This window comes from Escherichia sp. E2748, assembly GCF_005781125.1.
GTDB lineage: Bacteria > Pseudomonadota > Gammaproteobacteria > Enterobacterales > Enterobacteriaceae > Escherichia.
Window position 1 is genome coordinate 132,414 of record NZ_VATP01000002.1, and the last position, 26,338, is coordinate 158,751.

General features: G+C 51.1%; 21 protein-coding genes, 2 tRNA genes and 2 other RNA genes. 9 read left to right on the top strand and 16 right to left on the bottom strand.

The features are described from left to right. The first annotated feature begins 481 nt into the window (after positions 1-481). Positions 482-895, top strand: a complete 414-nt coding sequence (gene hns, locus FEK42_RS05270) for a histone-like nucleoid-structuring protein H-NS (RefSeq protein WP_105289150.1) — start codon at positions 482-484, stop codon at positions 893-895. A 143-nt stretch (positions 896-1,038) separates the two neighbouring features. On the opposite strand, the gene galU is transcribed toward hns, so the two are convergent. From galU to rssA, 3 genes are all read right to left on the bottom strand, one after another. Beyond that, positions 1,039-1,947 (bottom strand): UTP--glucose-1-phosphate uridylyltransferase GalU, encoded by a 909-nt coding sequence (gene galU, locus FEK42_RS05275; RefSeq protein WP_130208896.1) that lies wholly within the window; start codon positions 1,945-1,947, stop codon positions 1,039-1,041. A gap of 201 nt (positions 1,948-2,148) precedes the next feature. Further along, entirely contained in the window at positions 2,149-3,162 is a 1,014-nt protein-coding gene (gene rssB, locus FEK42_RS05280; protein ID WP_135492369.1) for a two-component system response regulator RssB, read from the bottom strand. Positions 3,163-3,248: 86 nt separating this feature from the next. Continuing rightward, positions 3,249-4,160 (bottom strand): patatin-like phospholipase RssA, encoded by a 912-nt coding sequence (rssA, locus tag FEK42_RS05285; protein WP_131161788.1) that lies wholly within the window; start codon positions 4,158-4,160, stop codon positions 3,249-3,251. 112 nt (positions 4,161-4,272) lie between these two features. Here rssA and FEK42_RS05290 point away from each other — a divergent pair, with 112 nt between their 5' ends. From FEK42_RS05290 to FEK42_RS05315, 6 genes are all read left to right on the top strand, one after another. Continuing rightward, positions 4,273-4,731 (top strand): YchJ family protein, encoded by a 459-nt coding sequence (locus FEK42_RS05290; protein WP_130208902.1) that lies wholly within the window; start codon positions 4,273-4,275, stop codon positions 4,729-4,731. 49 nt (positions 4,732-4,780) lie between these two features. Continuing rightward, complete coding sequence (gene purU / locus FEK42_RS05295; RefSeq protein WP_130208904.1) at positions 4,781-5,623, top strand: formyltetrahydrofolate deformylase; 843 nt, start codon at positions 4,781-4,783, stop codon at positions 5,621-5,623. A gap of 160 nt (positions 5,624-5,783) precedes the next feature. Further along, positions 5,784-5,868 (top strand) — tRNA-Tyr (locus FEK42_RS05300). A gap of 33 nt (positions 5,869-5,901) precedes the next feature. Next, positions 5,902-5,986: transfer RNA gene (locus tag FEK42_RS05305), tRNA-Tyr, on the top strand. A gap of 46 nt (positions 5,987-6,032) precedes the next feature. Further along, a non-coding RNA gene (locus FEK42_RS05310) (RtT sRNA) lies at positions 6,033-6,164 on the top strand. A gap of 47 nt (positions 6,165-6,211) precedes the next feature. Then, a non-coding RNA gene (locus FEK42_RS05315) (RtT sRNA) lies at positions 6,212-6,343 on the top strand. A gap of 16 nt (positions 6,344-6,359) precedes the next feature. Here the strand turns inward: FEK42_RS05315 and FEK42_RS05320 are convergent. The 12 genes from FEK42_RS05320 to narK all read right to left on the bottom strand — a co-directional run bounded on the left by FEK42_RS05320 (position 6,360) and on the right by narK (position 22,062). Next, the gene (locus FEK42_RS05320; protein WP_135492367.1) at positions 6,360-7,451 is read right to left on the bottom strand and encodes an acyl-CoA desaturase; all 1,092 of its coding nucleotides are present in this window, start codon (positions 7,449-7,451) and stop codon (positions 6,360-6,362) included. Beyond that, on the bottom strand, positions 7,438-8,562 hold the full coding sequence (locus FEK42_RS05325; protein WP_138211761.1) for a sterol desaturase family protein: 1,125 nt from the start codon (positions 8,560-8,562) through the stop codon (positions 7,438-7,440). The genes FEK42_RS05320 and FEK42_RS05325 overlap by 14 nt, the downstream gene beginning before the upstream one ends. Continuing rightward, positions 8,555-9,157 carry a phosphatase PAP2 family protein gene (locus tag FEK42_RS05330; RefSeq protein WP_135492365.1) on the bottom strand — a complete coding sequence of 201 codons (603 nt, stop codon included), beginning with the start codon at positions 9,155-9,157 and terminating at the stop codon, positions 8,555-8,557. Before FEK42_RS05330 ends, FEK42_RS05325 begins: the two co-directional genes overlap by 8 nt. Next, positions 9,154-10,440 carry a F390 synthetase-related protein gene (locus FEK42_RS05335; protein ID WP_135492363.1) on the bottom strand — a complete coding sequence of 429 codons (1,287 nt, stop codon included), beginning with the start codon at positions 10,438-10,440 and terminating at the stop codon, positions 9,154-9,156. Before FEK42_RS05335 ends, FEK42_RS05330 begins: the two co-directional genes overlap by 4 nt. Beyond that, on the bottom strand, positions 10,437-11,243 hold the full coding sequence (locus FEK42_RS05340; RefSeq protein WP_135492361.1) for an MBL fold metallo-hydrolase: 807 nt from the start codon (positions 11,241-11,243) through the stop codon (positions 10,437-10,439). Before FEK42_RS05340 ends, FEK42_RS05335 begins: the two co-directional genes overlap by 4 nt. Continuing rightward, positions 11,221-12,252 carry an NAD(P)-dependent oxidoreductase gene (locus FEK42_RS05345; protein WP_135492359.1) on the bottom strand — a complete coding sequence of 344 codons (1,032 nt, stop codon included), beginning with the start codon at positions 12,250-12,252 and terminating at the stop codon, positions 11,221-11,223. The genes FEK42_RS05340 and FEK42_RS05345 overlap by 23 nt, the downstream gene beginning before the upstream one ends. Continuing rightward, positions 12,249-13,256, bottom strand: coding sequence for a 3-oxoacyl-[acyl-carrier-protein] synthase III C-terminal domain-containing protein (locus tag FEK42_RS05350; RefSeq protein ID WP_135492357.1), 1,008 nt, complete (start codon positions 13,254-13,256; stop codon positions 12,249-12,251). Before FEK42_RS05350 ends, FEK42_RS05345 begins: the two co-directional genes overlap by 4 nt. A gap of 235 nt (positions 13,257-13,491) precedes the next feature. Next, positions 13,492-14,169, bottom strand: a complete 678-nt coding sequence (narI, locus tag FEK42_RS05355) for a respiratory nitrate reductase subunit gamma (RefSeq protein WP_135492355.1) — start codon at positions 14,167-14,169, stop codon at positions 13,492-13,494. Further along, positions 14,169-14,879, bottom strand: coding sequence for a nitrate reductase molybdenum cofactor assembly chaperone (narJ, locus tag FEK42_RS05360; protein WP_130205691.1), 711 nt, complete (start codon positions 14,877-14,879; stop codon positions 14,169-14,171). The genes narI and narJ overlap by 1 nt, the downstream gene beginning before the upstream one ends. After that, complete coding sequence (gene narH, locus FEK42_RS05365; protein WP_000702664.1) at positions 14,876-16,414, bottom strand: nitrate reductase subunit beta; 1,539 nt, start codon at positions 16,412-16,414, stop codon at positions 14,876-14,878. Before narH ends, narJ begins: the two co-directional genes overlap by 4 nt. Beyond that, complete coding sequence (locus FEK42_RS05370; protein ID WP_135492353.1) at positions 16,411-20,154, bottom strand: nitrate reductase subunit alpha; 3,744 nt, start codon at positions 20,152-20,154, stop codon at positions 16,411-16,413. The genes narH and FEK42_RS05370 overlap by 4 nt, the downstream gene beginning before the upstream one ends. 516 nt (positions 20,155-20,670) lie before the next feature. Continuing rightward, positions 20,671-22,062 (bottom strand): nitrate transporter NarK, encoded by a 1,392-nt coding sequence (gene narK / locus FEK42_RS05375; protein WP_130205687.1) that lies wholly within the window; start codon positions 22,060-22,062, stop codon positions 20,671-20,673. A gap of 338 nt (positions 22,063-22,400) precedes the next feature. Between narK and narX the strand changes: the two genes are divergently transcribed. Continuing rightward, positions 22,401-24,197 carry a nitrate/nitrite two-component system sensor histidine kinase NarX gene (gene narX / locus FEK42_RS05380; RefSeq protein ID WP_130216003.1) on the top strand — a complete coding sequence of 599 codons (1,797 nt, stop codon included), beginning with the start codon at positions 22,401-22,403 and terminating at the stop codon, positions 24,195-24,197. Next, positions 24,190-24,840 carry a two-component system response regulator NarL gene (narL, locus tag FEK42_RS05385; RefSeq protein WP_000070491.1) on the top strand — a complete coding sequence of 217 codons (651 nt, stop codon included), beginning with the start codon at positions 24,190-24,192 and terminating at the stop codon, positions 24,838-24,840. The genes narX and narL overlap by 8 nt, the downstream gene beginning before the upstream one ends. On the opposite strand, the gene FEK42_RS05390 is transcribed toward narL, so the two are convergent. Then, on the bottom strand, positions 24,841-26,235 hold the full coding sequence (locus tag FEK42_RS05390) for a YchO/YchP family invasin (RefSeq protein ID WP_130205683.1): 1,395 nt from the start codon (positions 26,233-26,235) through the stop codon (positions 24,841-24,843). Positions 26,236-26,338 lie beyond the last annotated feature (103 nt).

Here is a 26,338-nt window from a genome sequence, read left to right on the forward strand (position 1 = left end):
GCATAATCCTTCAGAGCTATCTTTACCACGGCCTTGCTTGTTATAAACGCGTAAATGACTCTTGGTAACTATTCACAATCTTTAACCTGTTGCGCACGTAATAACCCTGTTGGCCTCCAGGAAAGAGCAATACGAAGTCCTTGCACTTATTGCGACTGTTCTACTTTTCATCATTCGCTTAATAGGGGATTTTCATAAACAGGGCTAATACCCAAGAGTGAAAAGGTTCCAGCGCATGTTAATCTCCACATAAAATGTGACATGAATCAGGAAGTTTTAACCTTAAGTGATGTGAAAGCATCGATGTAAATAGGGCTATATGCCACGTCATTTCTGGCTAATTTTATGAAAAGATATTTATTGTCGGTACGAAATAAAGAACATTTTTGAATTCCTTACATTCCTGGCTATTGCACAACTGAATTTAAGGCTCTATTATTACCTCAACAAACCACCCCAATATAAGTTTGAGATTACTACAATGAGCGAAGCACTTAAAATTCTGAACAACATCCGTACTCTTCGTGCGCAGGCAAGAGAATGTACACTTGAAACGCTGGAAGAAATGCTGGAAAAATTAGAAGTTGTTGTTAACGAACGTCGCGAAGAAGAAAGCGCAGCTGCTGCTGAAGTTGAAGAGCGTACTCGTAAACTGCAGCAATATCGTGAAATGCTGATCGCTGACGGTATTGACCCGAACGAACTGCTGAATAGCATTGCTGCTGTTAAATCCGGCACCAAAGCTAAACGCGCACAGCGTCCGGCTAAATATAGCTATGTTGACGAAAACGGCGAAACCAAAACCTGGACTGGCCAGGGCCGTACTCCAGCTGTAATCAAAAAAGCAATGGATGAGCAAGGTAAATCCCTCGACGATTTCCTGATCAAGCAATAATCTTTTCTTGATTCTGTTTGCTTAAAATCCCGCCATTGGCGGGATTTTTTATTGTCCGTTTTAAGACTCTCTGATAAGAATACGCTATAAAAAAACGGCATTGATCACTCAATGCCGTTTCGTAGAAAACATCGTGATAGATGTTACTTCTTAATGCCTATCTCTTCTTCAAGCCAGGCTTTAAATTCAGTACCCAGAGTGTTGTGGCGAATACCGTATTCAACGAAGGCCTGCATGTAACCTAATTTATTACCGCAGTCATGGCTCTTCCCTTTCATATGATAGGCTTCAACCGTTTCTTTTTCGATCAGCATATCAATCGCGTCGGTGAGCTGAATTTCATCACCTGCTCCCGGAGGGGTTTTTGCCAGCAGCGGCCAAATATCAGCACTGAGAACATAACGGCCGACAATAGCAAGATTAGACGGCGCTACATCTGCTTTCGGTTTTTCTACCACGCCGACCATCGGTACACTTTCGCCAGGCGCTAAATCCACACCTTTGCAATCCACAACACCATATGCCGTCACATCAGCAACAGGCTCCACCATTATCTGGCTGTGACCAGTTTCATCAAATCGACGAATCATCTCTGCAAGGTTATCCTGCGATAAATCGGATTCATATTCATCCAGAATAACGTCAGGCAAAATAACAGCCACAGGTTCATCACCAACTACCGGATGGGCACACAATACTGCGTGTCCCAAACCTTTCGCCAGCCCCTGACGAACTTGCATAATAGTCACGTGTGGTGGACAAATGGACTGCACTTCATCAAGCAACTGGCGTTTTACACGTTTTTCCAGCATTGCTTCCAGTTCAAAACTGGTATCGAAATGGTTTTCAATAGAGTTTTTAGATGAGTGAGTGACCAGCACAATTTCAGTAATGCCAGCCGCAATACATTCATTCACGACGTATTGAATTAATGGCTTATCGACAAGCGGCAGCATCTCTTTCGGGATAGCTTTCGTCGCCGGCAACATCCTGGTTCCTAATCCCGCAACGGGGATAACGGCTTTTTTGACTTTCGTATTAATGGCAGCCATTTAAATTCTCCTGGACTGTTCGTGTATTGAACGTGTTCATATTTCTGTGTCGCATCCCAGTATATCAGTACCCTGACGAGGCCTGGTTCTGAAAAGGAGGCGAGTTAACATAATTAAGACAATTACTTAAACGAATGGCGACGATAGTACCACCAGCCGACACCAGCGCGTAATGCAATTTTATCCCATATAATCGTTTGCTCATTCCGCAGACAACATCAAGCGCAGTCTTCCACCTGTTCCCCAAATTTGACATTGCCAGGCATCACATCGCTGGCTCAATTGATTCAAATAGGCGTTGCCTAATGTTCCTAACGGAACGCCATTACTGATTTGAATCTGGTGTTCACCAGCATTTAACGTTGCATTCAGGCCAGCGGAAACCAAAATGAGATTTTTTAATTCACGATGATAATAGCCGACTAATAGCGGGAACTGGCCAGGCAGATTGGCCTGCCGCAGTAAATGATTTACCTGCTTCAATAACGCTCCCAACTCTGGCAAACGCTGATTTTGGTGGGCAATCTGTTCATGTAATAACCCATTAAACAGCGCGCGTAATAACAAGGCGGCAAGGACACCATTATGTCCGGCGCGAGTTACATCGAGACAATAAAAAGCCAGATCGTTTTCCGAAAGAGCTGCAATATCAAGCACCAGCCCCGGTTTATCAACGGCCACCAGTTGGCGATAATTAACCCGGCAATGGGAAATCACCTGCTGAACCGGAGGTTGTAATTCTTGCAATAATTTAGCAGCCGCAGTGGGATTATCCACCATCGCATCCCAGTCGCGAAAAAGCCTTTCTTCTTCCTCTACACGCGAATTAAACATGCTGGGATAGAGACACGCAAAAACCATCTCGCGCAGACGGTTGAGATCTTTAACTGGTTTTAGCAAAACATCTTCCACGCCCAGACGTAACGCTTTCGCAATATCTGCCATGTTTTCCGTAGCGGAAATCACCAGGACTGGTGTTTGGTCACCCCGGTTGCGAATATGTTCCAATAGTTTCAGGCCGTTCATTCTCGGCATTGCAATATCACATATCATTAGATCGGGTGTGAAACCTCCCAGTAGCTCAAGGGCATCCACCCCATCAGCCGCCAGTACCGTTGTCGCTCCCAATGAGGAAAACCACGAATCCAGAAGCGAGCGAAATACCGCCTCATCTTCAACTATGAGAATCTGTTTTCCGACCAATGGCTGCGTCATGTTCTCTCCCCTGACTGGCTTTATTCAATAGTGGCATGCTATTGCCATCAGTGCCTGTCAGAATTAACTTAAGTGTAGATAAAAAATCAGGTCAAAACGTTAGTTCGAACTAGCGGTAAAAGCTCATCCATTTTCTTCTCAACCGCCAATTGTCCTGCCGAAATGGCAGCCTGCGCACGATGAAAATCGAGCGTGGAAATCTGTGGGCAAACGGGCTGAATCAGAATATCAGGCGGGTCCCCTGCCATACGGTTTCTTTTAAGGCGGTTTTCCAATACCTGAATAGAGGTAGTCATAATCTCTGTTGCTGTCGGAGCCATGACGCCTCGACGCGCAGTAATACTACTTAGTCGCTCTTTCAGCCGCGCATGCCAGGGGAGATCATCTTCACTCTCGCCATTTTCAGCACCGACATTAAATGAAAGAAGATCTTGCTGCATTAGGTGAGCGTCGTGCTGGAGATCAACCGCAATTACGATATCTGCGCCCAACGCACGAGTAAGAGAGATAGGAATGGGATTAACGACTGCGCCATCAACAAGCCAGTAGCCGTTATGCGCGACCGGTGCCATCAAGCCCGGAATACTGCAGGATGCACGAATAGCGAGATGGAGATCACCTTCGGTAAACCATAATTCACGCCCTGTGCTTAGATTGGTGGCGACTGCAGCGAAGCGGCGTGAACAATTCTCGATTTCTGTTTCTGGCATTATTTCACGATATCGATTGAACACACGCTCACCGCGCAGCAGTCCTCCGCGCTGCCAAGAGAGGTCCATCAGTCGTAAAACATCCCAATAGCTAAAAGAGGTAACCCACTCTTCCAGCGCAGATAATCGACCACAGGCATAGGCTGCGCCTACCAGCGAACCAATTGAACATCCTGCGACGATATCAATTTCAATGCCCATTTTTTTAAGCGCGTTAATGACGCCAATATGCGACCATCCTCGCGCAGCACCGGATCCCAGCGCCAGCCCTATTTTTACTTTTCTCATTGTTCCTGAAAGCGTCCCCTGGAATGCAGCCGTAGCCACATCGCTACCGCTCGGTTAACATAGTGCTACTCCGGCGGTTAAAACGCCGTTATTGTTTCCAGGGAGATTATTTGTGTCTAAGCTTTGTCCCTGTGGTAGTGCTGTCGAGTATAGCCTATGTTGCCACCCTTATGTGTCTGGTGAAAAGGTTGCACCAGATCCCGAACGTCTCATGCGTTCGCGTTACTGCGCTTTTGTGATGCACGACGCAGATTATTTAATTAAAACCTGGCATCCATCCTGTGGCGCCTCGGTGTTACGCGCTGAATTAATTGCCGGATTTGCACATACCGAATGGTTAGGTTTGACCGTATTTGAACGTTCATATCACGAAGGTGACGACGTAGGTTATGTCAGTTTTGTCGCTCGTTTTACTGAGAAGGGTAAATCCGGGGCGATTATTGAGCGTTCGCGATTTTTGAAAGAAAACGGTCAATGGTACTATATTGATGGTACACGTCCGCAGTTTGGTCGCAACGATCCCTGCCCTTGTGGTTCAGGTAAAAAATTTAAAAAGTGCTGCGGCCAATAAAGGTTGACGGTACGGTTTAGCAAACACTCTCAACAAGGTTTTTCCAGCAATGCATTCACTCCAACGTAAAGTTCTGCGTACTATTTGCCCGGATCAAAAAGGTCTGATCGCGCGTATTACTAATATTTGCTACAAGCACGAGTTAAATATCGTGCAGAACAATGAATTTGTTGACCATCGTACCGGGCGCTTTTTTATGCGCACGGAGCTGGAAGGTATTTTTAATGATTCCACCCTGCTGGCGGATCTCGATAGCGCATTGCCAGAAGGTTCAGTGCGTGAACTGAATCCCGCAGGTCGCCGCCGCATAGTCATTCTGGTGACTAAAGAAGCGCATTGCCTGGGCGATCTGCTGATGAAAGCCAACTACGGTGGACTGGATGTTGAAATCGCTGCGGTTATTGGTAACCACGAGACTTTACGTTCTCTGGTGGAACGTTTTGATATTCCGTTTGAATTGGTGAGCCATGAAGGGTTAAGCCGCAACGAGCACGATCAGAAGATGGCGGATGCCATTGAAGCGCATCAACCTGATTATGTGGTGCTGGCGAAATATATGCGCGTGCTGACGCCGGAGTTTGTCGCGCGCTTCCCGAATAAGATCATCAATATTCACCATTCGTTCTTGCCTGCGTTTATTGGCGCACGCCCCTATCACCAGGCTTATGAACGCGGCGTGAAGATTATTGGCGCAACAGCACACTATGTAAATGACAACCTGGATGAAGGTCCAATCATCATGCAGGATGTCATTCATGTGGATCACACTTACACAGCCGAAGACATGATGCGTGCAGGTCGTGATGTTGAGAAAAACGTATTAAGCCGCGCGCTTTACCAGGTTTTGGCACAGCGTGTATTTGTTTACGGTAACCGGACGATTATTCTTTAATCGCTGGCAAAATAGAACTGGTTGGCTTTAATCCGATACGGATGAAAATTACGCAACCAGTTCATTTTTCTCAACGTAACCCTTTACAGCGGCGTGTCATTTGATATGATGCGCCCCGCTTCCCAGTGAGGGAGCAGGCCAGTAAAAAGCATTACCCCGTGGTGGGGTTCCCGAGCGGCCAAAGGGAGCAGACTGTAAATCTGCCGTCATCGACTTCGAAGGTTCGAATCCTTCCCCCACCACCATCTCAAGCATTACCTACAATATGAATTACCCTTGGTGGGGTTCCCGAGCGGCCAAAGGGAGCAGACTGTAAATCTGCCGTCATCGACTTCGAAGGTTCGAATCCTTCCCCCACCACCATTACTTTCAATAATCCCTGAATTCCCACACGAATCCGTAACTGAATATTCTGCCCATACGGGGAAGGACGAGAAGCTTCGACTAAGGTTCGACTCGAGCGCCAGCGAGAGAGCGTTGCCGCAGGCAACGACCCGAAGGGCGAAGCGCGCAGCGCTGAGTAATCCTTCCCCCACCACCATCACTTCCTGCTAAAAACTCATTTCAAACTTATCGATATCGTTTCATATTCTGCCCATGCGGGGAAGGATGAGAAGCTTCGACCAAGGTTCGACTCGAGCGTCAGCGAGAGAGCGTTGCCGCAGGCAACGACCCGAAGGGCGAAGCGCGCAGCGCTGAGTAATCCTTCCCCCACCACCATCTCTTAATTCGTTTCTCAATCTATCTGCGCCTCCCCCATTCGCCGTAAAAACTGCTGCTGTAGCCTCAGCAAATCCGCTAACGTCAATAACTGATAATCCAGACCTTGCTGGCTGGCAATTTGCGCGATAATGCGGCTTAACGCTGGATAATGGCGATGATGCCAGTGAGGAAAAAGATGATGGGTAAGATGCAAATTAATTCCGCCCAGCCAGTAGCCAAGCCATGCAGGTTGCGGCGTCCAGTCAAAGGTAGTGGCGAAGGTATGCGCCAGCCGGCCCACGGCCATTTTGCCCTCTTCTGGCGGTAACTGCGTATGCCCCTTCGCCCAGTGCGTTCCGATAATCAACATCACAAAGATCAATGACGCCAGCAGCTGGCTAAGCAGATAAGTCAGCAGGATGGTCATAAAACTAAAATCAGACAAAAGCCAGGGAAGTATCAGACAGAGCGCACAATGCGCCAGTTTCCCGGCTAAGAAATACCCCCAGCCAGCAAAACCTCGCAGGGCCAGGTGCCGTGTTACCGGCGTAAACCCGGCGCGATCGAGCCAGTCCACCACCCAGATATACCAGGGAAAGGTGAGCGCGGCGACCAGCGGCCAGTAGCGATTTTGCTGGCGCATAAAAGGTCGCCACTGCTGCCACGGAGTCTGGCGAAGAATGCCATTTTCTGCAGTATCCGGATCGTAAAATTCAATATTGGTAAAGCCGTGATGAAAGCGAACGTGGCGCACCCGCCAACAGTCCGGATCAAGCCCCATTGGAAAAGCAACCCACCGGTTAAGCCACGCATTGGCCTTTTTACCGCGCAAAAACGCATCATGCGACGCGTCATGCACCACATTGACCGCTAACAGCATGGCGCAAAACATCATCGCCAGATACCACAACAGATACAGCCCCCACTGGCTTTGAGACAACGCCAGTGCATAGCAGCATAAACAGGCAATAATCAACACCGCCATTTTGGTGAATGCCCAGCCGTCGGCATAACGATGATCGCCTGCTTTTGCGAGGTACGATTTCGTGCCATTCTGCAACTGTTTCACCAGTTGCGGATCATCAGCAGGAAAAATGATTAACCTGTCGGGCTTAAACAGGTTCATAGTGTTTCCTTAGCGACTTACGTCCTACACCGATTAGGAATAACACGCAATGGGCCAGCAAAATGCCCGCTAATCCCTTCCAGAGCAGAGTGCTCCACGAACACATATATAGAATAAAATAGAGCAGTGACAACGTCACAGAGCACCACAAAATCATACCCCAACGCTGCCCGTCGCTCATGCCCCCCAGCGCAATGGAGCCTGCCACCAGCAAAACAAATAATACGGCTTGCTCACTGGTAATAAACTCGATGCCATAGCCATATTGCTGGATGTAACCAAGCACCAGCATAAACAGCAGAATCACCCCTGCCCCCACTGCCCACGCGGAACTTTGGTAACGACGTTCAATCGCTTTGCCAAACGAGCGAAAGCCCATTAAGCGTAAAAACGGCAGGTTACTCTCGCGCATCGGGTTACAGGACAAGCGACTATTTTTTACGCCATAGGCCACGTCATGATCCGGCCCGGCGTTATACGAACCAAAAAGCTTATCCCACAGCAAAAAGGTGCCGCCGTAATTGGTATCGGTATATTGCTTTTCATTCAGGTGGTGAACGCGATGGTGCGAAGGCGTGATCAGCACTTTTTCCAGCCAGCCCAGTTTCGGTGTTAGCGCGTTATGGTTAAAAAACTGCCAACTGTAGTGAATAATAGAAACCGCCAAAAAGACCTGCAACGGCACACCAAGTATCGCCAGCAGCATAAAAAACGGGATTGAGGTTAACGAGGAGTACCACGAGTTACGCACGCCTAATGAGAGGTTGTAGTGTTCCCCCTGATGATGCACCACATGTACCGCCCACAGCGGGCGCATCTCGTGATGCCAGCGATGTAGCCAGTAAAAGCCGAAATCCCACGCCAGAATAGTAAACAGCCACAGCAGGATCACCGGCGCATTATCAAACAGTCCAAGGCTGAAGTGATTGACCACCAGGCCATAGCAGAGCACTTCCAGGCAGCGAAATAACCACAGCATCATATGACCGGAGTTGATATTAAAAATCACATCCAGCCAGTCCACTTTTTGCCGCCCGGTGAATTGCAACACGCCCGCTTCGGCTAACACCAACAGCACCATCGATATGATGGGAAACAGTAAATCACTCATATTGCGTCTTCCTTTTCTCGCATGTTGCGCATATCCAACCGCAAATCGACGCCAGCAACGCGCCGCCTACTAAATCGATAAATAAATGTCTGCGTAATTGCAGAATCGAAAAGGCGATAGCTATCGCCCAAACCACGCTCATTAGTGTTAGCCAACGGCTCCCCTTTTTGGCAATTGCCCATACCGCCAACAGCGTGAGCGCGGCGTGTAAGGAGGGAAAACAGTTCTGACTTGAGTCAATGGCGATCAGCCCATTTAGAGCCCCCGCAGATATCCCCGACTGAGCAAACGCGGGATATTGCATGGTTGTGGGCCAGAGTAGATAAAACACGCCTGCCACCAGTGCCGAAAGTTGCATTGCACAGGCCAGCCAGCGCAGGTGGCAAAGTGGTGTGGATAAATAACCTAACGGCACAATTAAAAAAAACGAGAGATATAGCCACACGGCTGAGGGCGAAAACGCAATCAGATTATCAATTACTGACGGCGTTAATTGATATCCCTCACCTTGCAGGCAATCGCTAAAGTTGTAGATAACCCCAACGGTTCCCCAGCCAAGCAGCATCTGTTTCAGGCGTAGTAGTAGATTGCTCATGCCCGCCCCCACTCACGCACAATTCGCCGCCGCTTGGCTGTAAAAGAGACTGGCACAGTTTGCGATTCCAGCGACCATATCAATTGCTCTACCGCGACATTCTGGCGCATAAACAAGGCACTCAACGCTTCCCGGCACCGCTCCAGCATCCCCGGTTCGCAATCTGCTATTAGCGTTAGCTGTGCTGGCCCGGTTTGTAGCAGGCGATAATCGGCCGTTAGCGGCAGTGTCATTGCCAGCACCCGACTACAGGCATCGGCAAAAACGGTCTGAATATCGCCGGATCTTGCTGGCAGTTGCAGTTGATCGTCCTGCCGCCCTTCGATACGCGCAATCGCCATTGTCGCACTGCCACAAGGGCATGGCTGTTCGCTTGCCACCAGCACATCATCAAGTCGATAACGCACCACCGGCTGCGTGGTGCGGGTAAAGTCTGTGACGATCGGCACGAAACGGTGCTCATCCAGCCATTGCGGTTCAATGTGAACAAATTCTTCGTTGAGATGTAACGTGCCACATCGGCAGGTAGAGGCGAGAAAGCCTTCTGTCGCCTGATAGATTTCGCCCACATTGTTGAACACGCTTCGCAGTAATTCCCGATCCTGCGGCTCCAGAACTTCCGCCACCGAAATCACTTTTTTGACCTTTAGCGTTAGCTCTCCGGCAATCACCGCCAGCGCCAGTGCGCGTAATACCTGAGCTGGCGCGACAATAATCGTGGGCGCTCGCTGTTCCAGTTGTTTGAGTTGCGCCTGAAATGGCGCCAGCAGATCGTAAAAGTCGAGACTTAACCAGCGGTTATTCACGCTTTGATAGAGGTTGTTGTCCGCGCGCAAAAACAGTGCCACCCGCTCTTTGGCAAATAAACCGTCGGGCAGCACTTTTGCCAGCACACCGGCGGCCCAAATCTGTTGCTCGTGCGGGCTAACCACGAAAAGTCCACGACTCCCGGATGTACCTGATGAAAGCCCAACGCTGAACTTGCCCACGCTGGGTTTGAAATCACGACTCTGCTCACTGCGCATTGCACAAGCGAGAAGCTCGTCGCGCTTTAAACCCGCGGTATTCATCTCATCGAAATGCGTCATCATTAATGCTTTGTCCATCAACGGCCACTGGTTAAACGGCAACGCCAGATAACGCTGAAACCACGGGCTCTTAGATAAGACATTTTGCCGAAACGAATGCAGCCTTTTTGCCTGCCAGTATTCCAGCGCCTGGCGATCGGTGAAATGCAGCCTGCGGGTACGAAAGTAGCGCCAGAGTAAAGCCAACGGGATCATAAATCCCCCTCGTGGCACAACCGAATGTCCACTGCGCCGTTTTGCCAAAGTTGATGTAATTGCCCAAGCGTGCGGTAATAGGCGTGGCTGTCGGACATAACCAGATGCGCCAGTGGTGAAGGCCCGCGCAATTCGCGGTAGTTTGCAGGAGCCCAAGCGGCATCCCCAGCCAGTAAAGTCCAGCCATCGTCTGTTTGCACAAACGCACCGATATGTCCGCCAGCATGTCCGGGAAGCGGCACGAGGATAATTTCGCCATTGCTTTCTGGCAGCAAATAGCCACTCTCAAACGGTGCCAGTTCAGGAGGCATATTCACCGATGCGAAACTTTCAATAAAACGCAGTGAGGATTCAAAATTCTCCGGGATCAACCCTGGTACAAAGGCCTGACGCAGTGCGGCTATGCCACGCAGCGTTCTTACCTGCTGCCAACCTTCACCGGAACAGATGCAGGCGACATCAGGAAAATCGCGCAGACCAGCAATATGATCGGCGTGAAAATGCGACAGAATAATCGCATCAACATCTTTTGCCGCCAGTCCGTGTGCGGAAAGTTGCCGCACCAGCGCCTGTTGTGGATCGAAATAAACCGGCGTGACCTGGCGATAAAGACGAAATACGCCGGATTGCGTGTAGTGTTCGAACCACGATGAATAGCCGGTGTCCCACAGCCAGCGTTTCTCCCCCACTTCCAGCAGCCAGGCGCGGGCGGGGAATTTACACACTTTAAGCCCAGCCCCTTTTAGCGCAATACAGCCAATATGGGTACACCAGCCCGTTTCAAATGCGGTTATTTTTGCCATGTTCCCTCAGCCCATGTTCCCGCAACCATTGTCCCGTGATTGCAATACCTTGCTCCATCGAAAAGCGCGGGTGATATCCCAACTCCGTAATGGCCTTTTGCGCACTCAGCGTCATATCAAAACAGAGTGTTCCGGCGCTGTAACGTGTGATAACAGGTTCCTGATTAACGCATTTCCCGTACAGCTCCAGGCCGCGCGCGACCAGAGAAAGCAATGGCCAGGGAATGGTAGCAATTTGGTAGCTCAATCCCAGTTGCTGGCGCAGCAAGGCGTCAAGCATTACAGATAATTTCTGTGGCTGATGATTGCTGATGTTGTAAATACTGCCCGAGCACAAGCCTTCAACTTGCGTTGCCAGCTGCATGGCATACACCACATTTTGCACGAAAGTGAGATCCAATAACGCTTCACCACCGCGCGGCAAACGTAAGCTGCCGCCCCCCTGTTGCAACTGCTGCATCAGACGAGGAACAATCACCTGATCATGAGGACCAAACAAACCACGGGGACGCAAAAGAATAAACCTCGTGGCAGGATATCGAGAAACAGCTCCAGCAATAGCCTGTTCAGCAGCATATTTACTGCTGGCGTAATGACTGGAAAATGTTCGCGCAAGATAATTTTCTGGCAGGTCATAGTGATGTTGAAAATCAAAGTAAACTGCAGGCGTGGAGATATGGATAAACCGGGGAATGTTCAGCCTGCCTGCCGCCTGTGCCAAAGTGTAGGTCGCTTTGACATTGGCAAGCCAGAATGCCGTTTTGTCGCCCCAGGGCGAAGACTTTGCCGCACAGTGCCAGACGGCATCGCACCCCTCCATCAAGCGGGCGCAGTCATCCTCAGTTGCCTCGGTTAAATCGAGAGCCACAAACTGTGCACCTGCGCTTGCGAGAACTTTGCCAATCTCACGATTTCGCCCTGTTGCTACAACCGACACACCCGATTGCAACAAATATTGCACGGCATTTCGCCCGAGGCCGCTGGTCGCCCCTGTTACGAGGATCTTCACGGTAAAAGCACCATGCCAGCCAGCGTTAACCCCGCCGCCGTGCCAATCAACAGCGCAGGTTTATCCGCAGTAAAACGACCGCTAATTACTGCTTCATGCAGCGCTGTGGGTATAGACGCAGCAACCTGATTGCCGTAGAAGCGGTAGACATCAATAAGCGCAGATTCCGGCACTCGCAGCCGTTTACGCATATGTTCAAGGGAAAGATGACTAGCCTGATGCGGAACGACCGTAACGATATCAGCCAGTTGCAGGCCGCTTTTTTGCAGTAAGCGCGAAAAATAATCTTCAATAAGTGAAGAGGCAAAACGAAACAGCGGTTTCCCCTGCATATGAAAAAGAAAGTCGCTGTCACTCACACCAGAACGAGGATTACGCCGCGTGCCGCCCGCACGAATTTCACACAGTTCGCTGCCTTCGGGATACATTTCGATCAGGCTGGCGATAATCCCGCTGCGACCATCGCCCCGCTCGACAATCGCGCACGCCGCGCCATCACCAAAAATGAGTGACGACTCTTCATGATTCCAGTCGATGCCGCGTGAAGCAATATCTGCCGAGACGATAGCAATGCGCCGATATGCTCCACAGTTTAATAATCCGGCAGCAACTTCCAGAGCGGAAATAAAGCTGACACAGCTACAGTTGATATCAAATCCGGCAACGCCTGCGGGCATAGCAGCGGCTTTAAGAATATGAATTGCGCTGCAGGGTAATGCCTGTACGGCAATGGCTGACGCACAAATTAACAGATCAATATCAGAAGGTTTTAAGGCAGCCGATGCTAACGCATTATGCAACGCTTCTGCCGCCAGTTCGGCCTGGCTGGCGTCGTTGCTGGCAAAATAGCGCCAGCAAATGCCGGAACGTCGCTCAACGTAGCCCGCAGGTTTATTTAACTGAACATCCAGTTGTTGAGAGGTAATTTTATCAGGTGGTAAGGCGATCCCCGTGGCGATTATTTTTAATGCCGCAGAAATCGTCGATTGATTAGGTTGATCCACGGTCAGTGCTCCTTCACTGCTCCATAGGTGGGCCAATCATATAGATGAGGTTCGTTTCTCTACAATCTGAAATATCGACAATGTGTAACTGATGATTTCAGCAGGCTGACAACGTGCGTTACGTTATGCCGGATGCGGCGTGAACGCCTTATCCGGCATACATATCACGTAATATCAATGAATTGTACGACTCTGTAGACCTGATAAGCGCAGCGCATCAGGCACTTTGTCGTGCTTAGTGGCGAGCGCGCACCAGCTGATACTTACGTGTCAGATACTCCACCGGTACGCTCCAGATGTGCACCAGACGCGAGAACGGGAACAGCAGGAACAACGTCATCCCCAGCACCAGGTGCAGACGGAAGATAAACGCGACACCATCAAGGTGTTGAGAAGCGCCACCGTGGAAGGTCACTACCGACTGCGCCCAGCCAACCAGTTTCATCATCTCGCTACCGTCCATATGCTGGGCAGAGAATGGAATGGTCAGCAGGCCCAGCGCGCACTGGATAACGAGCAGCGACAGGATCAGGATATCCGCTCCGGTAGTGGTTGCACGCACGCGAGGGCTGAACAGGCGGCGCTTCAGCAACAGCACGCCGCCAATCAGACACAGCACGCCGCTGGCACCACCAGCAAACATCGCCATTTTTTGTTTCACTTCGATCGGCAACCACGCTTCATACATCCAGTGCGGCGTCAGCATACCGAAGAAGTGGCCGACGAAAATCCCCAGAATGCCGACATGGAACAGGTTCGACGCCAGGTTCATTCCTTTACGGTCCAGCATCTGGCTGGATGCCGCGCGCCAGGTGTACTGCCCGTAGTCATAGCGCAGCCAACTACCAATCAGGAAGACCGCCCCGGCAATGTACGGGTAGATGTCAAAGAAGAACATATTCAGGAATTGCATTAGTGCTGTCCTCCGGTGGTGATATTCAGATATTGCGGCGCGACGGCACCGGCAAAGCGACGCTGATGAGCAGTGATTGCTGAATCACCGCAGCCTTTGTCAGCAAAGAATTTAACCTGCTCTTCTTCCCAGACGGCATCCAGCGCCTGCGGCGTATCGTCGCGCGCTTCATCGGCAATTTTTTCCGCCACTTTGTCACTGTCGATAGCGGTATTCGCCAGTTTCAGCAGCAGATCAAACAGCACGGCATAACGGCTTTCACGCTGTTGCAGACGCGCGCTCAGCAATGCCAGAATCGGCGCGATATCTTTCAAACCTTCCACGGCTTCGCTTTGCGGCAGCTGTGCCAGATATTCCAGATACAGCGGCAGATGGTCCGGCAATTCGCGGCTGTTTAACTGCAAGCCGTGCTGCTCGTACTGCGCTAACAGGTCAACCATTGCCTGACCACGATCGCGGGATTCACCGTGAACATGTTCGAATAGCAACAGTGACGTGGCGCGACCACGGTCGAACAGTTCGCTGTACTGCGCCTGGGCATCCAGCAGATCCATCGCCGTTAAATCGCGCAGGAAAATGCCCAGCGCATGGGCATCTTCTTTCGACAAATTTTCCGACGCGGCAATCGCCTCGAACATCTCCTGTTGATGCTGCCATAAGGCAGCATCCGGATATTCAAGGAGACGCGATACAATCACGAGTTCGATCATGGATGCGGCTCCGTTTTGCTGGTCACATCGATGGCATCGATACGACGGCTGTTGAACAGATTGAATTTGGTATCTGAACCGTGGCAGCCGTCACCAAAGGTAAAGCCGCAGCCATTTTTCTCCGGGAAGGCTTCCCGTGCCAGTTCACGATGGCTGCTTGGTACCACAAAGCGATCTTCGTAGTTAGCAATCGCCAGATAACGATACATTTCCTGCGCCTGGGCTTCGGTCAGACCGACCTCTTCCAGCGCACGGGTATCAACTTTACCGTCAACGGTTTCAGCACGTTTGTAATGACGCATCGCCAGCATGCGTTTCAGCGCACGCAGTACCGGTTGGGTGTCGCCTGCGGTCAGCAGGTTCGCCAGATACTGTACCGGGATACGCAGGCTTTCGACGTCTGGCAAAATGCCGTTGCTGCCCAACTCGCCAGCGTCTGCCGCAGACTGAATCGGAGACAGAGGCGGCACGTACCAGACCATCGGCAAGGTGCGATATTCCGGATGCAGCGGCAGCGCCAGTTTCCATTCCATCGCCATTTTATAAACCGGCGACTGCTGCGCAGCTTCAATAACGCTCAGCGGGATACCATCTTTAATCGCCTGCTCGATGACCTTCGGATCGTTCGGATCGAGGAACACCTCCAGCTGACGCTGGTAGAGATCTTTTTCGTTCTCGGTGCTGGCCGCACGTTCAATGGCGTCCGCATCGTACAGCAGCACGCCGAGATAACGGATACGACCGACACAGGTTTCTGAACACACCGTCGGCTGACCGGCTTCAATACGCGGATAGCAGAAGATGCACTTCTCAGACTTACCGCTCTTCCAGTTGAAGTAGATTTTTTTGTATGGGCATCCGGTGATGCACATACGCCAACCACGGCATTTGTCCTGATCGATCAGGACGATGCCATCTTCTTCACGCTTGTAAATCGCACCGCTCGGGCAGGTCGCCACACATGCCGGGTTCAGGCAGTGTTCGCACAGGCGCGGCAAATACATCATGAAGGTGTTTTCGAACTGGCTATACATCGCCTTCTGGATGTTGTCGAAGTTCTTGTCTTTCGCCAGTTTGTCAAACTCGCCGCCCAGGTCATCTTCCCAGTTCGGCCCTTTTTCGATTTTCGCCATCCGTTCGCCGGTAATCAGCGAACGCGGACGGGCAATCGGCTGCGATTTGCTGCCTTCCGGCGCGGTATGCAGGTTCTGATAGTCAAAATCAAACGGCTCGTAATAATCGTCGATCCCCGGCAGATGCGGGTTAGCGAAGATTTTACCCAGTAGCATGGCGCGGTTACCCATGCGCGGTTGCAGTTTGCCATTGATTTTACGGATCCAGCCGCCTTTGTATTTTTCCTGGTTTTCCCAGTCGGTCGGGAAGCCCTGGCCCGGCTTGGTTTCCACGTTGTTGAACCACGCGTATTCCACGCCTTCGCGGCTGGTCCAGACGTTTTTACAGGTAACTGAACAGGTGTGGCAGCCGATGCACTTATCGAGATTCAGCACCATGCCGACTTGTGAACGAATTTTCATTTTACGCTCTCCTGTACCTGGTCATTGCCTTCGCCATCTAACCAGTCAATGTTCTTCATCTTACGCACTACAACAAACTCATCGCGGTTAGAACCTACAGTGCCGTAGTAGTTAAAGCCGTATGCCAGATGGGCATAGCCGCCGATCATATGCGTCGGTTTCGGCGTGATACGGGTGACCGAGTTATGGATACCACCACGCTGTTGGGTAATTTCCGAACCAGGCAGGTTAACGATACGTTCCTGCGCGTGGTACATCATGGTCATCCCTGCCGGAACACGCTGGCTGACAACCGCACGGGCAGTCAGTGCACCGTTGCTGTTGAAGACTTCAATCCAGTCGTTATCGGCGATACCCAGATCTTTGGCATCGGCTTCACTCAGCCAGACCACCGGACCACCGCGACCTAAAGTCAGCATCAGCAGGTTGTCGCTATAGGTGGAGTGGATCCCCCACTTCTGGTGCGGCGTCAGGAAGTTGAGCGCTTTTTCCGGATTACCGTTGGATTTCTGGCCCATCACTTCTTTCACCGAACGGGTGTCAATCGGCGGACGATAAACCAGCAGGCTTTCACCGAAATCACGCATCCACTGATGATCCTGATAAAGCTGCTGACGACCAGAGAGCGTGCGCCACGGGATCAGCTCGTGAACGTTGGTGTAACCGGCGTTGTAAGAAACGTGTTCATCTTCCAGACCAGACCAGGTCGGGCTGGAGATAATTTTGCGCGGTTGTGCCTGAATATCGCGGAAGCGGATCTTCTCGTCTTCTTTATTCAGCGCCAGATGCGTATGGTCACGACCGGTAAATTCGCTCAGGGCAGCCCAGGCTTTCACGGCTACCTGACCGTTGGTTTCCGGTGCCAGCGTCAGGATCATCTCTGCCGCATCAATGGCGGTGTTCAGCATCGGCTGGCCTTTCGCCGGACCTTCCGCTTTGGTGTAGTTGAGCTTACGCAGCAGATCCATCTCGCTCTGGGTGTTCCAGGCAATCCCTTTACCACCGTTACCGATTTTCTCCATCAGCGGGCCGATAGAGGTAAAGCGTTCGTAAGTTGCCGGATAATCGCGCTCTACGACCATAATGTGCGGTGCGGTTTTACCGGGGATCAGGTCGCATTCGCCTTTTTTCCAGTCTTTCACATCCAGCGGCTGCGCCAGTTCAGCGGCAGAGTCGTGCTGGATCGGCAGCGTGACGATGTCGGTTTCTTTACCCAGATGACCAACGCACACTTCGGAGAATTTCTTGGCGATGGCTTTGTAGATTTCCCAGTCACTTTTCGCTTCCCAGGCCGGATCGACCGCCGCAGACAGCGGGTGAATAAACGGATGCATATCCGAAGTATTCATGTCGTCTTTTTCGTACCAGGTCGCCGTCGGCAAAATGATGTCGGAATAGAGACAGGTGCTCGACAGACGGAAGTCCAGCGTCACCACCAGATCCAGCTTGCCTTCCAGACCGTTGTCCTGCCAGTCCACTTCTTCCGGCTTCACGCCGCCCTGCTGCCCCAGATCTTTACCCTGGATACCGTGTTCTGTCCCCAGCAGGTACTTGAGCATAAACTCATGACCTTTACCGGAAGAACCGAGCAGGTTAGAACGCCAGATGAACAGGTTACGCGGGTGGTTTTTACCGTTTTCTGGTTGTTCAGCCGCAAAACGGATGGAACCGTCTTTCAGGGATTTCACCGTATAGTCCACCGGATTCATCCCGGCTTTTTCTGCCTCGCCAGCGATAGTCAGCGGGTTAGTGCCTAACTGCGGCGCAGACGGCAGCCAGCCCATGCGTTCTGCACGGACGTTGAAGTCGATCAGATGTCCGGTATAGCGGGATTTATCCGCCATTGGCGACAGCAGTTCTTCCGCAGTCACGGTTTCATAACGCCACTGGCTGGAGTGGTTATAGAAATAAGATGTGCTGTTCATATGACGCGCCGGACGCTGCCAGTCGAGGGCAAACGCCAGCGGCTGCCAGCCGGTTTGCGGACGCAGTTTTTCCTGACCTACATAGTGCGCCCAGCCGCCACCGCTCTGACCGACACAGCCGCAGAAAATCAGCATGTTGATCAGACCACGGTAGTTCATATCGAGGTGGTACCAGTGGTTCAGACCCGCACCGACGATAATCATCGAACGACCGTGCGTCTTGTCAGCGTTATCAGCAAATTCACGGGCAATACGGATAATCTGGCTGCGAGAAACGCCAGTGATCTGCTCGGCCCACGCCGGAGTGTAAGCTTTCACATCGTCGTAGCTGGTTGCGCAGTTAACGTCGTTCAAGCCGCGTTCCAGACCGTAGTTTGCCAGCGTCAGATCATAAACGGTGGTCACCAGAGCGGTGCTACCGTCGGCCAGTTGCAGGCGTTTTACCGGCAGTTTGTGCAGCAGAATATTTTTCAGCTCCACTTTGTTGAAGTGTTCAGTGCCGTCGCCGCCAAAATACGGGAAGCCCACTTCAGCGATCTCATCCTGGCTACCCAGCAGGCTCAGTTGCAGCTCGGTTTCTTCGCCGGTTTTACCGTCGCGCTGTTCAAGATTCCATTTGCCCTTCTCGCCCCAGCGGAAGCCAATAGAACCGTTCGGCGCAACCATTTCGCCATTGGTATTAAAGGCGACCGTTTTCCATTCCGGATTGTTTTCCTGGCCCAGCGCATCCACCAGATCGGCAGCGCGCAGCATACGACCCGCAGCGTAGTAACCGTCGCGCTCTTCCAGCATCACCAGCATCGGCATGTCGGTGTAGCGACGCACATAGTCGGTGAAATACTGGCTTGGATTGTCGAGGTGGAATTCACGCAGCATTACGTGGCCCATCGCCAGCGCCATTGCCGCATCGGTGCCTTGTTTCGGTGCCAGCCAAAGATCGCACAATTTGGCGATTTCAGCGTAGTCAGGCGTTACGGCAACAGTTTTGGTGCCTTTGTAACGCACTTCAGTAAAGAAGTGAGCATCCGGGGTACGCGTCTGCGGCACGTTTGAACCCCAGGCGATGATGTAGCTGGAGTTGTACCAGTCAGCGGATTCCGGAACGTCAGTTTGCTCGCCCCAGGTTTGCGGAGACGCAGGAGGCAGGTCGCAGTACCAGTCGTAGAAGCTCAAGCAAGTACCGCCAATCAGCGAGAGATAGCGCGCACCCGATGCGTAAGAAACCATCGACATTGCCGGAATTGGCGAGAAGCCAGCGACACGGTCCGGGCCGTAGTTTTTGATGGTGTAAACGTTAGATGCGGCGATCAGTTCGTTCACTTCCTGCCAGGAGGAACGAACAAAACCACCGCGTCCACGCGCCTGCTTAAAGCTTTTCGCTTTATCGGCGTCTTCAATGATAGAAGCCCATGCCTCAACCGGATCGCTATGCAGCGCCTTCGCTTCACGCCACATTTTCATCAGGCGTTTGCGCATCATTGGGTATTTCAGGCGGTTGGCGCTATAGAGATACCAGGAGTAGCTGGCGCCGCGCGGGCAGCCGCGAGGTTCATGGTTTGGCAGGTCCGGACGGGTACGCGGATAGTCAGTCTGCTGGGTTTCCCAGGTCACCAGACCGTTTTTAACGTAGATTTTCCAGCTACAGGAGCCGGTGCAGTTTACCCCGTGGGTAGAGCGGACGATTTTGTCATGCTGCCAACGCTGGCGATATCCATCCTCCCAGTCACGGTTGGTATTGAGAAGCTGGCCATGCCCATCGGCAAAGGTTTCGCCCTTCTGCTTGAAGTAGCGAAACCGGTCCAGGAATTTACTCATCGGTTTTCTCCTGTGGGAGCCTGTCGGCTCTCTGATAAATCGACATTGCTAATGTTTAAAGGCAAGGTAACGCTCTGAAACAACGTGGGAATTGATAACGATCAAGAGTGGTGGGGATGAAAAATAAAGTAAATTCCTAAGATACTCCTTAAGGGTAATTAATGGCTTATATCTAACAGACTGTAAATTAATGGTTTTTATGCTATCTCACATTTATACATTTCGGATTTTTATACAGGTGGGTATTAAGGAGTATCCCCCATGGATGACATATTAATGGTGCTTAATTGACGCAATTGAAAATAATTATCGCCCTCAAAGTATGTTGTAACTAAATGACAAATAAAAAAAGCGCGACATTACGCCGCGCAAAGGATAATCAAATATTTTACTCTATATAATTCGAGTTACAGGAAGGCGGCAAGTGAATGAATCCCAGGAGCTTACTAAAGTAAGTGACTGGAGTGAATGAACGCAGCCGCAGCACATGTAACCCGAAGTATGACGAGTAACGATTTATTTTTTAGAATGCCGACCGTATACCGCCCAGGTAATCACCACGCAGGCGATATAGAAAATCAAAAATACTTTCATTGCACCGACTGGCGAACCCGTTAATGCCAGTGAGCTACCAAACGCTTTCGGGATAAAGAAGCCACCGATAGCGCCAATCGCAGAGATGAAACCCAGTGCCGCCGCAGTGTCGGTTGCCGCTTCACGCATGGCTCGTTCGTCAGAACCGCCTTCTGCTTTCACGCGATCCATTGTCAGTTTACGGAAGATCACGGAAATCATCTGGAAAGTGGAACCACTACCCAGCCCAGCTGTCAGGAACAGCGCCAGGAAGACCGCGAAGAACGCCATGAAGCTTCCGCCCTGCCCGTCAGTTGGTAAGGTGAGGAACAGCAAGCCACTGAAAATCGCCATCAGCACGAAGTTCACCAGCGTGACACGGGTACCGCCAAGACGGTCAGACAATGCACCACCAGCAGAACGCGCCAGTGCGCCAATAAACGGTCCGAAGAAGGCGTAGTGCAGAATCTGCACGTCCGGGAACTGCGTTTTTGACAACATGGCAAAGCCCGCAGAGAAACCGATGAAGGAGCCGAAGGTTGCCAGATACAGCAGGCTCATAATCCACAGATGCCCACGTTTGAGTACCGGTAACTGCTCCTTGATGGAGGCTTTCGAGGTAGCAAGGTCGTTCATGCCAAACCATGCCGCGATGGTGAAGATGGCGAGGAACGGCACCCATACCCAGGACGCGTTCGCCAGATACAGCTCGGTGCCATCAGGCTGTGTTACACCCTGGCTACCAAATGCAGCAAAAATTGACAGTGATACCACCAGCGGAGCAACCAGCTGCATGACGCTGACACCCATGTTGCCCAGACCACCATTCAGGCCCAGCGCGCCACCCTGCTTCTGCTTCGGAAAGAAGAAGCTGATGTTTGCCATACTGGAGGCGAAGTTCGCGCCAGCAAAGCCGCACAGCAGAGAGATGATGATGAAGACGCTATAAGGCGTGGAGGTATCCTGAACGGCAAAACCCAGCCAGACGCAAGGAATAATCAGAATACCGGTGCTGAATGCCGTCCAGCGACGACCACCGAAGATTGGAACCATAAAGGAGTATGGAACACGTAATAATGCGCCAGAAACTGAAGGTAGCGCAGTCAGCATAAATAGCTGATCGGTCGTAAAATTAAAGCCGACTTTCGGTAGGTTCACCGCAACGGCACTGAATAACATCCATACGCAAAACGCCAGAAGCAGGCAGGGAACGGAAATCCACAGGTTACGGCTGGCGATGCGTTGACCGCGTTGTTGCCAGAACGCAGGATCTTCCGGTCGCCAATCTGTAATGACTGCTCCAGTAGCCCTTTCGGGGGCGGATGAGTGACTCATAGACACCTCTGATACTCGTTTCGATGTCTGCCACCTTAGTGTCTGTAGCCAAAGGCAATTTGATGTAAATCAAACGACAATATAACTTTATCTATCATTGATATTTATCATTACCCATAGTGAGTACAGAGATTTCATAAAAATTTTGAGATTTTTCACGACACTGTAAAATCCCTACCCTTACTGACGTAAAGCGACTAACCACACGGCAAATAAGGAGTAACTCTTTCCGGGTATGGGTATACTTCAGCCAATAGCCGAGAATACTGCCATTCCAGAATGTATCGTCACATTCATTAAGGTTATTGCTCATTCAAAGCCTGAAGGAAGAGGTTTATATGCTTAAACGTTGTCTCTCTCCGCTCACCCTGGTTAATCAGGTTGCGCTGATTGTTTTGCTTTCTACCGCCATTGGACTGGCGGGGATGGCAGTTTCTGGCTGGCTGGTGCAAGGCGTTCAGGGCAGCGCCCATGCGATCAACAAAGCGGGATCGCTGCGCATGCAAAGTTACCGTCTGCTGGCGGCTGTGCCATTAAGCGAGAATGACAAGCCCTTAATCAAAGAGATGGAACAAACGGCATTTAGCACCGAGTTAACTCGTGCGGCAGAACGAGACGGGCAACTGGCGCAATTACAGGGGCTACAGGATTACTGGCGCAATGAATTGATTCCTGCGCTGTTGCGTGCACAAAACCGCGAAACGGTGTCGGCAGACGTCAGCCAGTTTGTTGCCGGGCTTGATAAGCTGGTTTCTGGTTTTGACCGCACCACCGAAACGCGTATTGAGACAGTTGTGTTGGTCCACCGGGTAATGGCGGTCTTTATGGCGCTTTTACTGGTGTTTACCATTATCTGGCTGCGAGCGCGTTTGCTTCAACCGTGGCGACAATTACTGGCAATGGCCAGCGCTGTCAGTCATCGCGATTTTAGTAAGAGAGCGAATATCAGCGGACGAAACGAGATGGCGATGTTGGGGACTGCACTGAACAATATGTCTGCTGAACTGGCGGAAAGTTATGCCGTGCTTGAGCAGCGGGTACAGGAGAAAACTGCCGGACTGGAGCATAAAAATCAGATTCTCTCTTTTTTGTGGCAGGCCAACCGCCGTTTGCATTCCCGCGCTCCGCTGTGTGAACGCCTGTCGCCTGTGCTTAACGGTCTACAAAATTTAACCCTGTTGCGTGATATCGAACTACGGGTATATGACACGGAAGATGAAGAGAACCATCAGGAGTTCACCTGTCAGCCAGATATGAGTTGCGATGATAAAGGCTGCCATCTCTGCCCACGCGGCGTTTTACCCGTTGGCGATCGCGGCACTACGTTGAAATGGCGGTTAGCGGATTCTCATATGCAGTATGGTATTTTGCTGGCTACCCTGCCGCAGGGGCGTCATCTTAGCCATGATCAACAACAACTGGTGGATACCCTGGTTGAACAGCTCACCGCCACGCTGGCGTTGGATCGCCATCAGGAGCGCCAGCAGCAGTTGATCGTGATGGAAGAGCGTGCCACCATTGCGCGCGAACTGCATGATTCTATTGCTCAATCGCTCTCTTGCATGAAAATGCAGGTAAGTTGTTTACAGATGCAAGGCGACGCGCTGCCAGAAAGCAGCCGCGAACTGTTAAGCCAGATCCGTAACGAACTGAATGCGTCCTGGGCGCAGTTGCGTGAGTTACTCACCACATTTCGTTTACAGCTCACCGAACCAGGATTACGTCCCGCACTGGAGGCGAGCTGCGAAGAGTACAGCGCCAAATTTGGCTTCCCGGTGAAGCTGAATTACCAATTGCCGCCACGTCTGGTGCCTTCACATCAGGCAATCCATCTGTTGCAAATTGCCCGTGAGGCATTAAGTAACGCCCTCAAACATTCGCAAGCAAGTGAGGTGGTGGTTACGGTGGCGCAAAACGATAATCAGGTAAAACTGACCGTTCAGGATAATGGCTGCGGCGTGCCTGAAAATGCCATCCGCAGCAATCACTACGGCATGATAATAATGCGCGACCGTGCGCAAAGTTTACGAGGCGATTGCCGCGTCCGCCGTCGTGAATCAGGTGGCACCGAAGTGGTGGTCACCTTTATTCCCGAAAAAACTTTCACAGACGTCCAAGGAGATACCCATGAGTAATCAGGAACCGGCTACTATCCTGCTGATTGACGATCACCCGATGCTGCGAACTGGCGTAAAACAGCTTATTAGTATGGCACCAGATATCACCGTGGTTGGCGAAGCGAGTAATGGCGAACAGGGTATTGAACTGGCGGAGTCTCTTGATCCCGATCTGATCCTGTTAGATCTCAATATGCCCGGCATGAACGGTCTGGAAACGCTGGATAAACTGCGCGAAAAGTCCCTCTCTGGCCGTATTGTGGTGTTCAGCGTCTCTAACCATGAAGAGGACGTGGTAACCGCATTGAAACGCGGTGCAGATGGCTATCTGTTAAAAGATATGGAGCCAGAAGATTTACTGAAAGCATTGCATCAGGCTGCCGCTGGCGAAATGGTCTTAAGCGAAGCGTTGACCCCTGTTCTGGCCGCCAGCCTGCGCGCTAACCGCGCTACGACTGAGCGTGATGTTAACCAGTTAACACCACGTGAACGCGACATTCTAAAACTAATAGCCCAGGGCTTACCGAATAAGATGATTGCCCGTCGCCTGGACATCACTGAAAGCACGGTTAAAGTGCATGTGAAACACATGCTGAAAAAAATGAAGCTCAAATCTCGTGTAGAAGCTGCGGTATGGGTGCATCAGGAACGTATTTTCTGATTACGGTTCCCAGATCGGTTCGTCGTTCGACATTGCGTCGAAAGGTTCGGCAAGCGTTAGCGTGATCTCATTGGAGGAGACACGCTGCCCCTGGTTATCCTCCACCACTACCGACAATCGCCATTGATTGCTCGCCCCTTCCCCACTTTGCCAGTCCGGCATGATCAACGTCCAGCCATCCGCACTATTGGCTGTCGCTCCCGATGTCAGACTTAACATCTGCGTATCTCCCTGCCAGATCAATTGCCGAATACCGTAATGACTGCGAATTTGTAATTTCAGTGGCACGGTTTCACCAGGTTTAAGATCCCAAGGCGGCGTTGCCAGAAACACCGTTAAGGTTTTACGTTGCCGATACTCAATAGTCGGCAGATTATTTCGCTGCGGATTGTCATAGCGACTGCCGCGTAGCGACTGGCTTTCAGCAACTTCGCCAGCAGAAAGCTGTTTGTTGAGCGGCACGCCAAAACGGTAGTTAATATTCAGTCCGAGGTTATTTTGCCTTTCTCCACTTTCCCCCTGTTTATGCAGGGCGGTTACTGTAACGAGTGGGACAGGTGTGTAATTTAGTCCAAGACTCAAGGCGACGGGATTGTGATAACCCGTGCCGGTGTTAAACAAATCAACACTCTGACCAAAATATTGTTCGAGGCTAACGCTGGTGTTGATATGCTGGTAAAACGGCATCCGCATCCGGGCCGTCAAGTCGTAACCACGCGCCATTCGTTGCTCGAGCGTGGCGGTCTGTTCACGCCAGGAGGCAAAAGGCTGGTAATAGTTTGCTGACAACCGCAAATATTCCCCCCACGCTTCGGCACCGAAACCTGCTCGCTGGAGATTTTGATCCAGCAAGTTGTCATAAAAAGTGTTATATCCCACCAGCCAGTTGCCACGCGCCCATCGTTGGCCTGCGCCAAGGTTACTGACCAGACCATCATCCTGCTGAGTGAGCCCAATCTGGCTCCATGTAAGATAACGTTCGTTATCCTGTAGCGGTACAAACCAGCTCCCCCGGCTACCTGTAAAATGTCCTTCGTTATCCACTTTGACGTCGACACTGGCGTTCCCCCACGGCGATAGCCAGGATTCCACGTGCTGATTGACCTGCTGGCTAAGCGCATCGCGGACTTTTCCCAACGCAAAAGCTCTCGCCTGCTCGCCAGTGTCCTGACCTTTATCAGTCATACTGGTTTCACCAAAATCTTTCACAATTTCAGCAAAATGTTTTTCACCGTCATGATTTTCCGCAGCCATTCCTAAGTCAGGAAGACCGTCACTGTCGTTATCAAAAGGATTTGCCGCTTGCTGTTTAAAAGAGGACTGTGCGCTAGCTATACCGCCTGCCAGCAGCAAGAGTAAACAAATTGCGATAATGCGGGGGACGAAACGGCTCAAAACGTCAGTAATTTCCAATAAAAATGAACAGCTACAGCTTTATAGAATAACGATTACTGGTAATTTTTCTTGTACTTTTGCATGCTTTATGACAAATCCTAAA